This is a genomic window from Limnohabitans sp. G3-2, from assembly GCF_002778275.1.
Taxonomy (GTDB): Bacteria; Pseudomonadota; Gammaproteobacteria; order Burkholderiales; family Burkholderiaceae_C; genus Limnohabitans_A.
Window position 1 is genome coordinate 162,010 of the sequence record NZ_NESG01000005.1, and the last position, 14,547, is coordinate 176,556.

14 protein-coding genes, 1 tRNA gene and 1 pseudogene are annotated in these 14,547 nt (G+C 60.9%); 8 read left to right on the forward strand and 8 right to left on the reverse strand.

Features of this window, described 5'->3' with window-relative positions:
• The first annotated feature begins 41 nt into the window (after positions 1 to 41).
• Positions 42 to 1,205 (forward strand): ABC transporter ATP-binding protein, encoded by a 1,164-nt coding sequence (locus tag B9Z31_RS09315; protein WP_100119289.1) that lies wholly within the window; start codon positions 42 to 44, stop codon positions 1,203 to 1,205.
• 55 nt (positions 1,206 to 1,260) lie between these two features.
• Here the strand turns inward: B9Z31_RS09315 and B9Z31_RS09320 are convergent, their stop codons facing one another.
• A complete protein-coding gene (locus tag B9Z31_RS09320) occupies positions 1,261 to 2,211 on the reverse strand; it encodes a hypothetical protein (RefSeq protein WP_100119290.1) in 951 nt (316 codons plus the stop codon).
• Positions 2,212 to 2,423: 212 nt separating this feature from the next.
• Between B9Z31_RS09320 and B9Z31_RS09325 the strand changes: the two are divergent.
• From B9Z31_RS09325 to B9Z31_RS09350, 6 genes and pseudogenes are all read left to right on the forward strand, one after another.
• Positions 2,424 to 3,602 (forward strand): annotated as a pseudogene (locus B9Z31_RS09325) (GspE/PulE family protein); the annotation flags it as partial.
• On the forward strand, positions 3,599 to 4,807 hold the full coding sequence (locus tag B9Z31_RS09330; RefSeq protein WP_100119291.1) for a type II secretion system F family protein: 1,209 nt from the start codon (positions 3,599 to 3,601) through the stop codon (positions 4,805 to 4,807). The pseudogene B9Z31_RS09325 and the gene B9Z31_RS09330, both read left to right, overlap by 4 nt.
• Before the next feature lies 1 nt (position 4,808).
• A complete protein-coding gene (locus tag B9Z31_RS09335; RefSeq protein ID WP_100119292.1) occupies positions 4,809 to 5,651 on the forward strand; it encodes an A24 family peptidase in 843 nt (280 codons plus the stop codon).
• 3 nt (positions 5,652 to 5,654) lie between these two features.
• Positions 5,655 to 6,272: a dephospho-CoA kinase gene (coaE, locus tag B9Z31_RS09340; RefSeq protein ID WP_100119293.1), complete on the forward strand. Its 618-nt coding sequence runs from the start codon at positions 5,655 to 5,657 to the stop codon at positions 6,270 to 6,272.
• Between the two features lie 22 nt (positions 6,273 to 6,294).
• Positions 6,295 to 7,050: a cell division protein ZapD gene (zapD, locus tag B9Z31_RS09345; RefSeq protein WP_100119294.1), complete on the forward strand. Its 756-nt coding sequence runs from the start codon at positions 6,295 to 6,297 to the stop codon at positions 7,048 to 7,050.
• Positions 7,047 to 7,262: a DNA gyrase inhibitor YacG gene (locus B9Z31_RS09350; protein WP_100119295.1), complete on the forward strand. Its 216-nt coding sequence runs from the start codon at positions 7,047 to 7,049 to the stop codon at positions 7,260 to 7,262. Before zapD ends, B9Z31_RS09350 begins: the two co-directional genes overlap by 4 nt.
• 22 nt (positions 7,263 to 7,284) lie before the next feature.
• Here B9Z31_RS09350 and B9Z31_RS09355 read toward each other — a convergent pair whose 3' ends face one another.
• From B9Z31_RS09355 to secA, 4 genes are all read right to left on the reverse strand, one after another.
• Positions 7,285 to 7,767, reverse strand: a complete 483-nt coding sequence (locus B9Z31_RS09355; RefSeq protein ID WP_100119296.1) for an NUDIX domain-containing protein — start codon at positions 7,765 to 7,767, stop codon at positions 7,285 to 7,287.
• Positions 7,764 to 8,654, reverse strand: a complete 891-nt coding sequence (locus B9Z31_RS09360; RefSeq protein ID WP_100119297.1) for an ATP-binding protein — start codon at positions 8,652 to 8,654, stop codon at positions 7,764 to 7,766. Before B9Z31_RS09360 ends, B9Z31_RS09355 begins: the two co-directional genes overlap by 4 nt.
• Entirely contained in the window at positions 8,651 to 9,880 is a 1,230-nt protein-coding gene (gene argJ / locus B9Z31_RS09365) for a bifunctional glutamate N-acetyltransferase/amino-acid acetyltransferase ArgJ (protein WP_100119298.1), read from the reverse strand. Before argJ ends, B9Z31_RS09360 begins: the two co-directional genes overlap by 4 nt.
• A gap of 77 nt (positions 9,881 to 9,957) precedes the next feature.
• Entirely contained in the window at positions 9,958 to 12,705 is a 2,748-nt protein-coding gene (secA, locus tag B9Z31_RS09370) for a preprotein translocase subunit SecA (protein WP_100119299.1), read from the reverse strand.
• A gap of 232 nt (positions 12,706 to 12,937) precedes the next feature.
• Here secA and B9Z31_RS09375 point away from each other — a divergent pair, with 232 nt between their 5' ends.
• On the forward strand, positions 12,938 to 13,246 hold the full coding sequence (locus tag B9Z31_RS09375; RefSeq protein WP_100119300.1) for a DciA family protein: 309 nt from the start codon (positions 12,938 to 12,940) through the stop codon (positions 13,244 to 13,246).
• A gap of 73 nt (positions 13,247 to 13,319) precedes the next feature.
• Here B9Z31_RS09375 and B9Z31_RS09380 read toward each other — a convergent pair.
• The 3 genes from B9Z31_RS09380 to B9Z31_RS09390 form a co-directional block, all read right to left on the reverse strand.
• Positions 13,320 to 13,395: transfer RNA gene (locus B9Z31_RS09380), tRNA-Thr, on the reverse strand.
• Between the two features lie 57 nt (positions 13,396 to 13,452).
• Positions 13,453 to 13,899, reverse strand: coding sequence for a ClpXP protease specificity-enhancing factor (locus tag B9Z31_RS09385; RefSeq protein ID WP_100119301.1), 447 nt, complete (start codon positions 13,897 to 13,899; stop codon positions 13,453 to 13,455).
• Between the two features lie 18 nt (positions 13,900 to 13,917).
• On the reverse strand, positions 13,918 to 14,529 hold the full coding sequence (locus B9Z31_RS09390; protein WP_100119302.1) for a glutathione S-transferase N-terminal domain-containing protein: 612 nt from the start codon (positions 14,527 to 14,529) through the stop codon (positions 13,918 to 13,920).
• Positions 14,530 to 14,547 lie beyond the last annotated feature (18 nt).

The following is a 14,547-nucleotide window of genomic DNA, read 5'->3' on the forward strand; positions in this document are numbered from 1 at the left end:
GGATTGTAGGAGCGCGGGCCAACCTGCCTACAATCCCAAACATGTTTCTAGAACTGCGCCAACTGGACATCCAATACCCCGGCAGCACCTCGCCCGCCGTGCAGGGTGTGAACCTGAGCTTGCGGGCTGGCGACATTGGGGTTTTGATTGGGCCGTCGGGTTGCGGCAAGACCACTTTGCTGCGCGCCGTTGCCGGACTCGAGCCGGTCTCGGGTGGGCAAATTTTGCTGTCCGACCGGGTCGTCAGCGACAACCACCACACCGAGCCCGCCGAGCGCCGCCGCATTGGCATGGTGTTCCAGGACTACGCGTTGTTTCCACACATGGACGTGGGCCACAACGTGGGGTTTGGTCTGGCGCACCTGCCCAAAGCCGAGCGCCAACAGCGCGTGGCCGAGGTGCTGACTTTGGTGGGGCTCGAAGGTTCTGACCGACGCTTTGCGCATGAACTGTCAGGGGGTCAACAGCAACGCGTGGCGTTGGCCCGCGCACTGGCACCGCGCCCCGACCTGCTGCTGCTGGACGAGCCGTTTTCCAACCTCGATGTGGACCTGCGCGAACGCTTGGCCCACGAAGTGCGCAACATCTTGAAGGCGGCCAAAGCCACGGCCTTGCTGGTCACGCACGACCAATTGGAGGCCTTTGCCATTGGCGACGTGATCGGCGTCATGAACCAAGGCCAGTTGCACCAATGGGACGATGCCTACAGCCTGTACCACCGTCCGGCCACCCGTTTTGTGGCCGACTTCATCGGGCACGGCGTCTTCACCCCCGCCACCCTGCGTGAGGTGGACGGGCATATTTGGGTCAGCACCCCCGTGGGCGAGCTGCGCGATGTGGCCGAATGCCCCCTGCCCTGTGCGTTCGAAGATGGGCAATGCGACGTGCTGCTGCGGGCGGACGACATCGTGCACGACGACGACGCCCCAGTGAAAGCGCAAATTGTGCGCAAGGCCTTCCGAGGTTCAGAGTTTTTGTACACCCTGCGCTTGGCCACGGGCGAGCAACTCATGGCCCATGTGCCCAGTCACCATGATCACAAGCTGGGTGAATGGATCGGGATCCGGGCCGAAGTGGACCACGTGGTCACGTTCAACCGCGCTTGTCCGGTGAACGACCGGGATCTGTGCCACATGCCTTGTGCCAAGGCCGAAGCGTGCGAGCACACCGAGCCTCAGTACCAACCGGTCAAATTCCTTGGATAGCGGCTCAGCCGCTGGGGCTCAGACGAGCCCGAAAATCCAGGCCCGTGCAGACCGGTCACCGAACGCAGTAGTAATACAGCTCGCGGGCACGGACTTCGCTTTCCGTGCGGACGGGTGAGGGGTTGGGCAACTCTGGCGCCAGCACCATCTTGTTGGCCAAGGCCCAAACGCGACCCACGGTGCGAATGCCTTGGTTCCAGTCCCCCAAATTGGACATGAACTCATACTCCTCAGCTGTGGGCAAACGGGCCTGAATCCCTTTGCAGGTCCGCTCTGCGGCTTCTGCACTGCGGGTTTCACTGATGGGCACGCCGGGCGCACCGACCAACTCCAAGGTTCGTTGGCCGATCTGGACTTTGGATGGGAACTGGGTGTGCTGGAACTCGGCAAACAGTTGGGTGCTGATGGCCCGCATGACCAGCTCGGGGCGGCCAATGGCTTGGTAGTTGTAGGTTCGGCCTGACGAGACCTGAATGTGCAGCGTCACCACCACATCGCCCTTGCAAGAAGGCGCATAGGAATAGGTGCCCCAGGCCATGGCGTTGAGCTTGCCCAACATGCTGGCGTCCAAATAGCCTTGGCGTTTTTCTTCACGCAAGTCACGGGCCAAAGCAAAAATCGGGGCCGGGTTGAAGAAAGTGATGTTGCGGTTGCGTGGCTGCAGCTTGGTGTACTGCGCGTCCAAAGCGGCTTTGAGACTGCCTTCCAGCAGCGTGTCCATGCCTTTGCCGGCACTGGCGCGCTCACGGTTTTGCTGGGTGTAGCGGTCCAGTGCGCTGATCAAATCGATCAACTGGGCGGGGTCTGCACCGGCATTGAGCAAAGTGACGAGCTGTTGGCTCAACTTTTTCTGGCTCTCTTGCGCGCTGCTGCCGTAGGCGTCTTGAAACTGGCACAGGTCTTGGCCTTTGATGAATGGCACGGTTTGCCAAACCGTGATCGGGCTGTAGTGGTCAGCCCAAACCGGGAGGCAGAACAGCAGTGCAAGGAGTCCCGTGAATTTCATGCGAAGTCTCAATCTAGAAAACTGAAAAAACCTCAAAAAGTTTTGATCAGATCATCCATCTTAGTTGGCTTTACCCGGTGCTTCAGCGCACCCACCGCCTCGCGATTTACAAAAGCAAAAACTGGGACCATGATGCCCACCTCCATGCAAACAAAATAGCTCAAGGGGGTGCCATGCAGGACAAACCCAACCACCGAACACCCGTGCCCGCCGTGGACGATGCCCCGGTCGTGCAGTGGGTGCAGCAGCTGCTGGAGCAGGCGGTCGAACTCAAAGCCTCTGACCTTCACTTTGAGCCTTACGAACACCAATACCGCTTGCGCTTTCGCATCGATGGCGAGTTGCGAGAAATGGCCGCTCCCCCTGCCGCGCTGAAAGACCGTTTGGCCTCGCGCATCAAGGTGTTGTCACGGCTGGACATTGCCGAAAAGCGCTTGCCGCAAGACGGCCGCATGAAATTGGTTTTGGGAAATGGGCGCCCACTGGACTTGCGGGTGAGCACCTTGCCCACTTTGTTCGGCGAAAAGCTGGTGATCCGGGTGCTCGATACCGCGCAAGCCCAACTCGACTTGACCCAACTGGGCTACGAAGCCGAAGACCTCGCCCGGCTGGAGGAGGCGATCCACCGTCCGCACGGCATGGTGCTGGTGACCGGGCCGACGGGCTCGGGCAAAACGCAGTCGCTGTACGCCTGCCTGAGTCGGCTCAACACGGCCGAAGTGAACATCGCCACGGTCGAAGACCCCTGCGAAATCCAGCTCCAAGGCATCAACCAGGTGAATGTGCAAGACAAACCCGGGCTGACCTTTGCCATCGCCTTGCGGGCTTTTTTGAGGCAAGACCCGGACATCTTGATGGTGGGCGAAGTGCGCGACCTGGAAACGGCCAACATCGCCATCCAGGCCTCTCAAACAGGGCATCTGGTGCTGTCGACCCTGCACACCAATGACGCCCCCAGCACCTTGGTGCGTTTGCGCAACATGGGCACAGCGCCTTACAACATTGCCGCCAGTGTGACCCTGATCACGGCCCAGCGCTTGGTGCGCTGCCTGTGCCCACGGTGCAAAGTGCCCGCGCATTTGCCGGCCGATGTCTGCCTGAAAGCCGGCTGGCCCGCCCCGTGGCTGAGCGGGCCGACGGTCGAAGTCTTCCAGCCTGTCGGTTGTGCGCACTGCCACAAAGGCTTCGCCGGACGCACCGGCATTTTCCAGGTCATGCCCATCAGCGCCGAGCTGCAGCGTCTGATTCTGCAAGAGGCGGGCAGCCAAGCACTGACCGATCAGGCCCACCGCGAAGGGGTGAGCACCCTGCGCCTGGCGGGTCTGCGCAAAGTGCGCCAAGGCCTGACCTCGCTGGACGAAGTCTTGGCCAACACCCGGCACGACGCATGAGCGCGCCCCGCTCTTTCGCTTGGCAAGGGCAAGACGCTCAGGGCCGCCCCAGACAAGGCCGCCTCAAGGCCCCCAGCGCTGGACTGGCACGGGCCCAATTGCGCAGGCAGGGCCTGCGGGCATTGCGGCTGCAACGGCTTTGGTGGGACCGCATGCCCCGGGTGAGGCCCCAAGACTTGGCGCTCATGACCCGGCAACTCGCCGCCTTGCTTCGGGCGGGCGTGCCCTTGCTGCAGTCGCTGGACATGTTGTCGCGCAGCCTGCCCTCTTTGGCCCTGAGCGAGGTGATGGCGCAGGTGCACAACGACGTGGCCTCGGGGATGGCCTTGCACGACGCTTTGGCGCTGCACCCTGAGCCGTTTTCCGGGCTTTACATCAGCATGGTCCACGCGGGCGAGTCGGCCGGCATTTTGGACACCATGATGGAGCGCCTGGCGCTGACACTGGAGAAAAACGAAGCACTGCGCTCGCGGGTGCGCTCGGCATTGATGTACCCCACGGCCGTGCTGGGCGTGGCCATCGCGGTCTTGGTGCTGATTTTGGTGTGGGTGGTGCCGGTCTTTGAGGATGTGTTCAAGTCATTCGGGGCCGAATTGCCCTGGCCCACCCAAATGGTGGTCGCGCTGAGCGGTGGGGTGAGTGCAACAGGGCCATGGGTGCTCGTGCTCGTGTTGCTTGGGCTGATGGGGTGGGGCTCTGCGCAGGCCCAAACTAAAGCAAGCGCCAGCCCTGTGCGGCTTTGGCGAGACCGCTGGCTGCTCAAACTGCCAGTCATCGGCAGGCTGTTGGAGACGGCCGTGGTGGCGCGTTGGGCCCAGACTTTGTCGGCTTTGCTGGCAGCGGGTGTGCCCTTGGCCGAAGCCTTGGGGCCTGTGGCGCAGGCCTGCGATCAAGCCATTTATGAGCGCTTGACTTGGCAGCTGCAACGGCAAGTGACGCAAGGCAGCCGCCTGAGCGAGGGCATGGCCCAAAGCGGGCGCTTTTCCAGCATGGTCGTGCAGCTTTGCGCGACGGGAGAAGAGACGGGCGCCATGGACCCTTTGTTGGCGCGCGCCGGCGCTTTGATGGAAACCGAACTCGACGATCGGGTCCATGGTTTGTCGAGTTTACTGGAGCCTTTGATCATCGTGGTGCTGGGCGGTCTGATTGGCGGTATTCTTGTGGCCATGTATTTGCCCATTTTTCGCTTGGGTCAGGTCTTTTGACATGAACCTGGACCTCTTGACCTGGACCTTGGTGGTCCTGCTGGGCTTGGCCATCGGCAGCTTTTTGAACGTGGTGATTCACCGCCTGCCCCGCATGATGGCCGCGCAATGGGCCGCCGAAGTGGCGGCGCAGGCCCCCAGCCCCGAAACAGCGCAGGCCTCACCGCCACAACGCTACAACATCGCGGTCCCCCACTCGCATTGCCCACACTGCGGCCATGCACTGTCGTGGCTCGAGAACCTGCCCGTGGTCAGCTATTTGTGGCTCAAAGGCCGCTGCCAACAATGCCACGCCCCGATTGGGTGGCGTTACCCAGCGGTGGAGATCTTGTGTGCCGCCGTGTTCAGCTGGAGTTTTGCCCACTTTGGCCTGAGCGCCCAAGCCCTGGCCTGGGCTGGTTGGGGTGCGGCCTTGATCGCCTTGGCGGCCATTGATGCCGACACCCACTTGTTGCCGGACGTCATCACCCAACCTTTGGTGTGGGCCGGCTTGCTGGCGGCCAGCTTGGGGCTCAGCCAAGTGGGCCTGAGCACCGCGCTCTGGGGCGCGGTGCTGGGCTACTTGTTTTTATGGTCGGTGTATTGGCTCTTCAAACTCATCACGGGCAAAGAAGGCATGGGCCAAGGCGACTTCAAACTGCTGGCGGCTTTGGGCGCTTGGCTGGGCTGGCCCGCCCTTTTGTCTGTGGTGTTGATCGCCTCCCTGACAGGTGTGGCCTGTGGCCTGTGGCTACGCCTGCGCCAGCGCCTGCCGCAAGACGCTCAAATGCCCTTTGGTCCCTTTTTGGCTTTGGCAGGCCTGTGGATCATGGTTTGGGGCCCCCTGCCTCACTTTCAGGTTTAACGCATGAAGACTCCACACATCTGGCGCTTGGGCCTCACGGGCGGCATCGGCAGCGGCAAAAGCACCGTGGCCAGCATGCTGGCGGCCCAAGGGGCCGCAGTGATCGATGCTGACGCGATTTCGCGCAGCCTGACCGCGCCGGGCGGACGCGCCATGGCCGCGATTGCACACACTTTTGGTCCTCAACTGATCGATGCCCAAGGCGCCATGGACCGACAGGCCATGCGGGAAGTGGTGTTTCAAGACCCGCAAGCCAAACAAAAGCTGGAAGCCATCATCCACCCCTTGGTGGCCCAGATCACCGCAGAGCAAGCGCAAGCCGCGGTGCAAAGTGGTCATCGGGTGTTGGTGTTCGATGTGCCTTTGCTGGTCGAATCGGGCGAACGCTGGCGCAAACAGGTGGACCGGGTGATCGTGGTGGACTGCGATGCCCAGACCCAGCGGCAGCGGGTCTCGGCGCGCAGTGGCTTGGCTGCCGAGGAAATTGACCGGATCATCGCCTTGCAAGCCTCCCGTGCGCAGCGCCTGGCTTGCGCCGATCTGGTGATCCTCAATCAAGGCCTGAGTCTGTCCCAATTAGCGTCCAAAGTGGCTCAAGTGGCCGCTGACTTCGGGCTATGATGGCGGCACTGGAAGACGCCGCGTGATACTGTACGAATACCCTTTTAACGAACGCATCCGCACTTACCTGCGCTTGCAACAGCTGTTCAACCGCCTGGGCCAATTGATGGGCCGCTACGAGGCCTTGGACCACCACTTTGCGCTGACCACTTTGTTCGAAATCATCGAAGTGGCTTCGCGCTCGGAACTCAAATCCGATGTGCTCAAAGACCTGGAACGCCAAAAACAGCTGTACAACGGCTACCGTGGCAACCCGGCCATCTCGGAAAAAGCCTTGGATGGCCTGATCGCCCAACTCGACGAGCACTTTGAAGCGCTGAACCAAATCAGCGGAAAAATCGGCCAAAGCCTGAACGACAACGATTTCCTGATGGCCTTGCGCAGCCGCGCCGTGATCCCGGGCGGCACTTGCGAGTTTGACCTGCCCGCCTACCACGCGTGGCAACACCACGATGCCGCCAGCCGCGCCCAAGACCTGTCGCAATGGGTCGCACCCTTTGGCCCCTTGGCACAAGCCGTTCAGTTGCTGCTGAAAATGCTGCGCGAGTCTGGCGCGAGCCAGAAGGTCATGGCCACCGCCGGTCAATTGCAGCAAAACCTGCCGCAAGGGCGCACCTTTCAGCTGCTGCGGCTCAAAATTGACCCCGCGCTGGGCATCACCCCAGAAATCAGCTGTAACCGCTTGCTGGTGGTGATCCGCATGCTGCGCCAGCAAAGCGATGGCAAATTGGTGGCCACCACCGAAGATGTGCCGTTTGAGATGTCTTTGTGCGCATGAGCGACTCGAACCAGCCCCAAGACTTCGCCCCGCGAAAGGTGCGCTGCCCTGCCTGCGCAGGCACCAGCCTGTACAGCCCCCACAATCCCTACCGACCTTTTTGCAGCGCCCGCTGCAAGGGGGTGGACTTGGGAGCCTGGGCCAGCGAAGAATTCAAACTGCCCGACGACACCCCGCCCGACGAGCCCTTTGGCGATCCGCGCTTGCAGTGAGCAGCCCGCAAGCCGAGGGGTTTCAAGCGTGCGTGGCGTCCGTGAACTGACGCTCTTGGGCCAGCCAAGCGAGCACGGGCACGGTGCCCGGCAGCACCGGCGTCACGACCACCGGGAGCCGCTGCCAAGCGTGTGATTGCGCCTCGCGCATTTGCAGCTCGCCCTGCCAGTCCCACACTTTGCAAAAATGCAGCCGCACCAAGGCGTGCGGGTAATCGACCATCTGGGTTTTCCAAATCTGCGCGGCACCGATGGTGATGCCCAGCTCTTCTTGCAGCTCGCGGCGCAGCGCTTGCTCCACCGACTCGCCCGCTTCGAGCTTGCCGCCCGGGAACTCCCAGTAGCCTGCATAGACCTTGCCTTCGGGGCGCGAGGTCAGCAAAAAATGGCCATCGGCTTGCAGCAACACCCCCACCGCCACATCCACCACGGCACGCTCGGCCTGGCCTGCGCTCAGGTCTTCGCGGGCGCGCTCGCCATCGGCGACCAGCAGGCCGGTACTCATGCGGGGTTCGCTTGGCGGCCCATCATGTCCCGCGCAAACTGGTAAGCCACACGGCCGCTGCGCGAACCGCGCTCCAAAGCCCAGAGCAAAGCATCGGGGCGGGCGGCGTCGATTTGTGCAGGCGTGGCGCCCAAAGCGCTGAGCCACTGCCCGACAATGGTCAGGTACTCGTCTTGCGAGAAGGGGTAGAAACTGATCCACAGGCCAAAGCGCTCGGACAGGGAGATTTTTTCTTCCACGCCTTCACCTGGGTGCACCTCGCCGTCGTCGGTGTGCTTGTAGGTGAGGTTCTCGCTCATGTACTCGGGCAGCAAATGGCGGCGGTTGCTGGTGGCGTACACCAGCACATTGGGGGTCGAGGCCGCCACCGTACCGTCCAGAATCGACTTGAGCGCCTTGTAGCCCGGCTCTCCGTCTTCAAAGCTCAGGTCGTCGCAATAGACCACGAATTTTTCGGGGCGGCCCGCCACCACGTCGATGATGTCGGGCAGGTCGGTCAGGTCCTCTTTGTCCACCTCAATCAGGCGCAGGCCTTGGGGCGCATAGGTGTTCAGGCACGCCTTGATGAGCGAGGACTTGCCCGTGCCGCGTGCGCCCGTGAGCAACACGTTGTTGGCCGGGCGGCCCTGCACAAACTGCTCGGTGTTGCGTTGCAGTTTTTCCTTTTGGTCGTCGATTTCCTGGAGGTCGTCCAGCGTCATGGCCGCCACATGGCGCACCGGCTCGAGCACGCCGTGACCCGATGAGCGCTTGCGGTAGCGCCAGGCAATGGCCTGCGCCCAGTCGGGTGCCGACAGGGGTTGGGGCAAGACCGACTCGATGCGGTCGACCAATTGGCTGACTTTGGCCAGCAACTGATCCAGGGCGGCATTGGAAGAGGCGTTCATGAACGGTAATCCGCGTTGATGGTGACGTAGTCGTGGCTCAGGTCGCAGGTCCACACGGTGTCGCTGGCGGCGCCCCGGCCCAGACCCACGCGCACGGTGATCTCGCTGCCCTTCATGACGCGCTGACCATCTTCTTCGCGGTACTCGGCCAGGCGGCCGCCTTGCGAGACCACATGCACATCGTCCAGGTGCAACTCGATCAGGCTCTGGTCCAGGTCTTCAATGCCGGCGTAACCCACCGCCGCCAAAATGCGGCCCAGGTTGGGGTCGCTGGCGAAGAAAGCGGTTTTGACCAAGGGCGAATGCGCAATGGCATAGGCCACGAGACGGCATTCCTCGCCCGAGCGGCCGCCGTCGACCTGCACCGTGATGAACTTGGTGGCGCCCTCGCCATCGCGCACGATGGCGTGCGCCAACTGGCGGGCCACTTGCATCAAACCCTTGAGCAGCGCCTGCCCATCGGCGCTGTCCAGCGCGGTGATGGGCGTGTGGCCAGCCTTGTGCGTGGCGATCAGCATGAAGGCGTCGTTGGTCGAGGTGTCACCGTCGATGGTGATGCGGTTGAACGAACCATCGGCCAAATGTTTGGCCAAAGCCGGCAGCAAAGCCGGATCGATGCACGCGTCGGTGGCGACAAAGCCCAGCATGGTGGCCATGTTGGGGCGGATCATGCCTGCGCCCTTGCTGATGCCGGTGATGCTGACCGTTTTGCCACCCACTTGAACTTGCACGCTCGCCGCTTTGGGCACGGTGTCGGTGGTCATGATGCCTTCGGCAGCTTGCGCCCAGTGGGCGGCTTGCGCGTTGGCCAGCGCAGCAGGCATGCCCGCCACGATGCGCTCCACGGGCAGCGGCTCCATGATCACGCCCGTGGAAAACGGCAGCACTTGTGCGGGCGTGCATTGCAGCAAACGGGCCATCGCCTCGCAGGTTTGCCGCGCATGGGCCAAGCCTGGCGCACCGGTGCCTGCGTTGGCATTGCCCGTGTTGATGACCAGTGCACGCACGGCACTTCCTGCAACCAAGTGCTCACGGCAAACTTGGACAGGCGCGGCGCAAAAACGGTTGCGTGTGAACACCCCCGCGACGCTGGTGCCTTCGTCCAGCAAAAACACCGTGAGGTCTTTGCGGTTGGCTTTGCGAACACCCGCTTCGGCAACACCGATGCGAACGCCCGCAATGGGGCTGAGTTGGGCGGGATCCAATGGGGGCAAGTTCACAGGCATGGCGGTCCTTTGAAAAAAACGTTTCGGGTGGCACACAAACAAAACGGGCCGAAGCCCGTTTCATCCGCGCTGCCCATTCAGGCGAGTTTGCCGTGGCAGTGCTTGAACTTCTTGCCACTGCCGCAAGGGCAAGGGTCATTGCGACCGACTTGGCCAAAAGCTTCTTGCAAACCTGCCAAATCAGCCGCCACAGTTTGTGGCTCACCGGACTCGTCCGGTGCACTGTAGGTCACATGGCTGATGTGCTCGGCGCGCTCTTCGATGGCCTGGGCCGCTTGCTCGATCTGTTCACCCGAGTCGATGCGCACTGTCATCAAGGTGCGGGTGACTTCGTTTTTGACAGCGTCGAGCAATTGGCCAAACAACTCAAACGCTTCGCGCTTGTATTCTTGCTTGGGCTGCTTTTGGGCATAACCGCGCAGGTGGATGCCTTGGCGCAGGTAGTCGAGCGAACTGAGGTGTTCACGCCAATGCGTGTCGATGCTTTGCAACAAAATCATGCGCTCAAACGATGTGAAATTGTCCGCGCCCACGCTGTCCAGTTTGGCTTGGAAATGGGCATTGGCTGCGCCCACCACGGCTTCGAGGATGTCCTCGTCGGTGATGGCGTTGGAGGCTTGGACCTTGCCGCGCAGGTCCAATGTCAACTGCCATTCTTCGGCCAAAGCCTTTTCCAAACTGGCCAAGTCCCACTGCTCTTCCACCGTTTCGGCGGGCACGTATTGGCGCACCAGATCGCTGAAACAGCCTTCGCGCAAGGAGGCGATTTGACCGTTCAGATCTTGCGCGTCCAGGATGTCGTTGCGCTGTTGGTAAATCACCTTGCGCTGGTCGTTGGAGACATCGTCGTATTCCAGCAATTGCTTGCGGATGTCGAAGTTACGGGACTCCACCTTGCGCTGGGCGCTTTCGATGCTGCGCGTGACAATGCCCGCTTCGATGGCTTCGCCTTCGGGCATTTTCAGTCGGTCCATGATGGAGCGCACACGGTCACCCGCAAAAATCCGCATCAGTGGATCGTCCAGGCTCAGATAAAAGCGCGAAGAACCTGGGTCACCCTGGCGGCCCGAACGGCCACGCAACTGGTTGTCGATGCGGCGTGATTCGTGGCGCTCGGTGGCGATGATGCGCAGACCGCCCAAGGCCTTGACCTGCTCGTGCACGGCTTTCCATTGCTCGCGCAATTCGTTCACACGGGCTTGACGCGCCTCTTCAGACAGGGCCTCGTCGGCCTCCACCGCCTGGATGTCTTTTTCGATGTTGCCACCCAAGACGATGTCGGTCCCGCGGCCAGCCATGTTGGTGGCAATGGTGATCATGCCAGGACGGCCGGCTTGGGCCACAATGTCCGCCTCACGGGCATGTTGTTTGGCGTTGAGCACCTGGTGCGGCAGTTTCTCTTGCGTCAGCAACTGTGCGATCAACTCGGAGTTCTCGATCGACGTGGTGCCCACCAACACAGGTTGCCCGCGTTCATGGCATTCACGAATGTCCGCAATCGCGGCCGTGTAACGTTCTTGCGAGGTCTTGTAAACGCGGTCCAGCTGGTCTTCGCGCTGGCTCTTGCGGTGCGGCGGAATGACCACGGTCTCCAGGCCGTAAATTTCCTGAAACTCATAAGCCTCGGTGTCCGCCGTGCCGGTCATGCCACCGATCTTGTTGTAGAGGCGGAAATAGTTTTGGAAGGTGATGGAGGCCAAGGTCTGGTTTTCAGCCTGGATGTCCACGCCCTCTTTGGCCTCCACGGCCTGGTGCAAGCCATCGCTCCAGCGGCGACCGGTCATCAAGCGGCCCGTGAACTCGTCGACGATGACAATTTCACCGTCTTGCACCACATAGTGTTGGTCGCGGTGGTACAGGTGCTGCGCACGCAAGGCCGCGTTCAGGTGGTGCATCAAGGTGATGTTGGCCGGGTCGTACAGGCTCGCGCCCTCTGGAATCATGCCCAACTGGGCCAACAGGCCTTCGGCTTTTTCATGGCCTTGCTCGGTCAAGAAAATCTGGTGGGCTTTTTCGTCCAGTGTGAAGTCACCGGGGGTGATCACGCCCTCGCCCGTGCGGGGATCGGCTTCACCTTCTTGGCGGGTGAGCAATGGCACCACCTGCTTCATCGAGAGGTACGTGGCGGTGTGGTCTTCAGCCTGGCCGCTGATGATCAAGGGCGTGCGTGCCTCGTCGATCAGGATCGAGTCCACCTCGTCGACGATGGCGTAGTTCAGCGGGCGCTGCACGCGGTCATGGGCTTCGTACACCATGTTGTCGCGCAGGTAATCAAAACCGTACTCGTTGTTGGTGCCGTAGGTGATGTCCGAGTTGTAAGCCGCTTGCTTTTCTTCACGCGACATTTGGGCCAAGTTGATGCCCACCGACAAGCCCAGGAAGTTGAACAACTTGCCCATCCAACGCGCATCACGGCTGGCCAGGTAATCGTTCACGGTGACCACGTGCACACCTTTGCCCGCCAAAGCATTGAGGTAGGCGGGCAATGTGGAGGTCAGCGTTTTGCCTTCACCTGTTCGCATCTCCGCCACTTTGCCGTTGTGCAGGGCGATGCCGCCCGACATTTGGACGTCGAAGTGGCGCATTTTCATCACGCGCTTGGAACCCTCTCGCACCACGGCGAAGGCTTCTGGCAACAGCGCATCCAGGGTTTCGCCAGCGGCAAATCGATCGCGAAAGTTCTGGGTTTTGGCCCGCAAGGCATCGTCACTGAGCGATTCCAGTCCAGCCTCGAGTGCGTTGATGCGCTCCACCGTTTTGCGGTATTGCTTGAGCAGGCGGTCGTTGCGGCTGCCGAAAATTTTGGTGAGGAAAGGGATGGCCATGTCTACGAGATCCTCTCTCAAACCCAAGGTTGAGAAACAGACCGTCAATCCTGTCTAGTTAAGGTTTCAAGTGTTACAGGACCTGCGGGACCCAATCCCCCACGCCCATGAACAGGCACCATCGAAGCGCACCCGTCGAATCCCCTGATTTTAGCCGCTGGGCGATGTGTTTTGCGGGGCCGTTGCCCCGCGGTCCTGCACGGGCGGCCCAAGCGGTGTTAACCTTTTGGACATGCAAAGACGCCATCAAGCCATTCCCCTGCAGCAAGCGGCGCAAGAGTCGCCTGCGTTTGCACGTTTGTCGGAATTGATCCGGGCGTCCAGCGACCGTCTGCAGGCCATTCGCAGCCTGCTGCCAGCCCCCTTGCGCGCCAGTGTCCAGGCCGGCCCGATGGACGAGGGCAGCTGGTGCTTGTTGGTCAGCTCCAACGCTGTGGCCGCCAAACTTCGCCAACTGTTGCCGGCATTGCAAGCGCATTTGTCACAAAATGGTTTGCCCGTGACCGCCATTCGCATCAAGGTTCAAAACCGCCAGGGCTGACTTTCCGCTGTTGCGCTTGCTTTTTTGAGCCCAAAGAAAAAGGCCCCGATCATTGATCAGGGCCTTTTAAATTTGGTGCCGCTTGTCGGATTCGAACTGACGACCTACCGCTTACAAGGCGGGTGCTCTACCAACTGAGCTAAAGCGGCACGGGCTGAATTCTAACGTGCTCTGGGGCCTTTTCCGTGCCCCATGCTGTCAATTTTTTATTTGATGCGTTTCAAGGCGGGACGAGAAGACGAAGTGCTCGGTGGCGTTGGCTCATCGTCGGGCAGCGCCTCGGCGGCGTGGGGCTGCACCGCAGTCAAGGTGGCCCCGGGGGTCTCGTCATCACTGACAGGAAAGGCCATGCCTTGCCCGTTCTCACGGGCATAAATGGCCATCACGCGGTGGATCGGCACCATGATGTCACGGGGCTTGCCACCGAAGCGGGCTTTGAACTCAATGAAGTCATTGCCCAGCTTGAGTGAGCTGGTGGCGTCCATGCTGACATTCAACACAATCTCGCCACCTTGCACATACTCACGGGGCACTTGAACGGAGGCGTCGACCTTGACGGCCACATAAGGTGTGAAACCGTTCTCGGAGCACCAATCGTACAAAGCCCGGATCAAATACGGGCGCGTGGATGGCAATTCGGTGGCACTGATCATCGTCGGCTCCAGCAGAACTTACTTGCGCATGACCTTCTCGGAGGGGGTCAATGCTTCAATATAAGCGGGGCGCGAAAAGATGCGCTCAGCGTATTTGAGCAAAGGCGCCGCATTTTTGCTCAGCTCAATGCCGTAGTAATCCAAACGCCACAACAGCGGCGCAATGGCCACGTCGAGCATCGAGAAGTTGTCACCCAACATGAACTTGTTTTTCAAAAACACGGGGGCCAATTGCGTCAAACGGTCACGGATGTGCGCGCGCGCTTTCTCCAGAGCCTTGTCATTGCCTTTGAGTGTGCGGTTTTCCAAGGTCAAGACATGGGCGAACAGCTCTTTTTCGAAGTTGAGCAAGAACAGGCGCACGCGGGCACGGTCCACAGGGTCGCCGGGCATGAGTTGAGGGTGAGGGAAACGCTCGTCGATGTACTCGTTGATGATGTTCGACTCGTACAAGATCAGGTCACGTTCCACCAAAATCGGCACTTGGCCGTAAGGGTTCATGACATTGATGTCTTCGGGCTTGTTGTAGAGGTCAACGTCACGGATCTCGAAGTCCATGCCCTTTTCAAACAGCACAAAACGGCAACGGTGGGAAAAAGGGCAAGTGGTTCCGGAATAAAGCACCATCATGGCGGAGGCTCCTCAAAA

Excerpts from the sequence above, each read along its gene's own strand:
- B9Z31_RS09385 (WP_100119301.1), bottom strand. The coding sequence starts at position 13,899 with ATGATCAGTGCCACCGAATTGCCATCCACGCGCCCGTATTTGATCCGG.
- B9Z31_RS09360 (WP_100119297.1), bottom strand. The coding sequence starts at position 8,654 with ATGAACGCCTCTTCCAATGCCGCCCTGGATCAGTTGCTGGCCAAAGTC.
- B9Z31_RS09330 (WP_100119291.1), top strand. The coding sequence starts at position 3,599 with ATGAGCGCGCCCCGCTCTTTCGCTTGGCAAGGGCAAGACGCTCAGGGC.
- B9Z31_RS09390 (WP_100119302.1), bottom strand. The coding sequence starts at position 14,529 with ATGATGGTGCTTTATTCCGGAACCACTTGCCCTTTTTCCCACCGTTGC.
- argJ (WP_100119298.1), bottom strand. The coding sequence starts at position 9,880 with ATGCCTGTGAACTTGCCCCCATTGGATCCCGCCCAACTCAGCCCCATT.
- B9Z31_RS09375 (WP_100119300.1), top strand. The coding sequence starts at position 12,938 with ATGCAAAGACGCCATCAAGCCATTCCCCTGCAGCAAGCGGCGCAAGAG.
- coaE (WP_100119293.1), top strand. The coding sequence starts at position 5,655 with ATGAAGACTCCACACATCTGGCGCTTGGGCCTCACGGGCGGCATCGGC.
- B9Z31_RS09350 (WP_100119295.1), top strand. The coding sequence starts at position 7,047 with ATGAGCGACTCGAACCAGCCCCAAGACTTCGCCCCGCGAAAGGTGCGC.
- B9Z31_RS09335 (WP_100119292.1), top strand. The coding sequence starts at position 4,809 with ATGAACCTGGACCTCTTGACCTGGACCTTGGTGGTCCTGCTGGGCTTG.
- B9Z31_RS09320 (WP_100119290.1), bottom strand. The coding sequence starts at position 2,211 with ATGAAATTCACGGGACTCCTTGCACTGCTGTTCTGCCTCCCGGTTTGG.
- B9Z31_RS09315 (WP_100119289.1), top strand. The coding sequence starts at position 42 with ATGTTTCTAGAACTGCGCCAACTGGACATCCAATACCCCGGCAGCACC.
- secA (WP_100119299.1), bottom strand. The coding sequence starts at position 12,705 with ATGGCCATCCCTTTCCTCACCAAAATTTTCGGCAGCCGCAACGACCGC.
- B9Z31_RS09355 (WP_100119296.1), bottom strand. The coding sequence starts at position 7,767 with ATGAGTACCGGCCTGCTGGTCGCCGATGGCGAGCGCGCCCGCGAAGAC.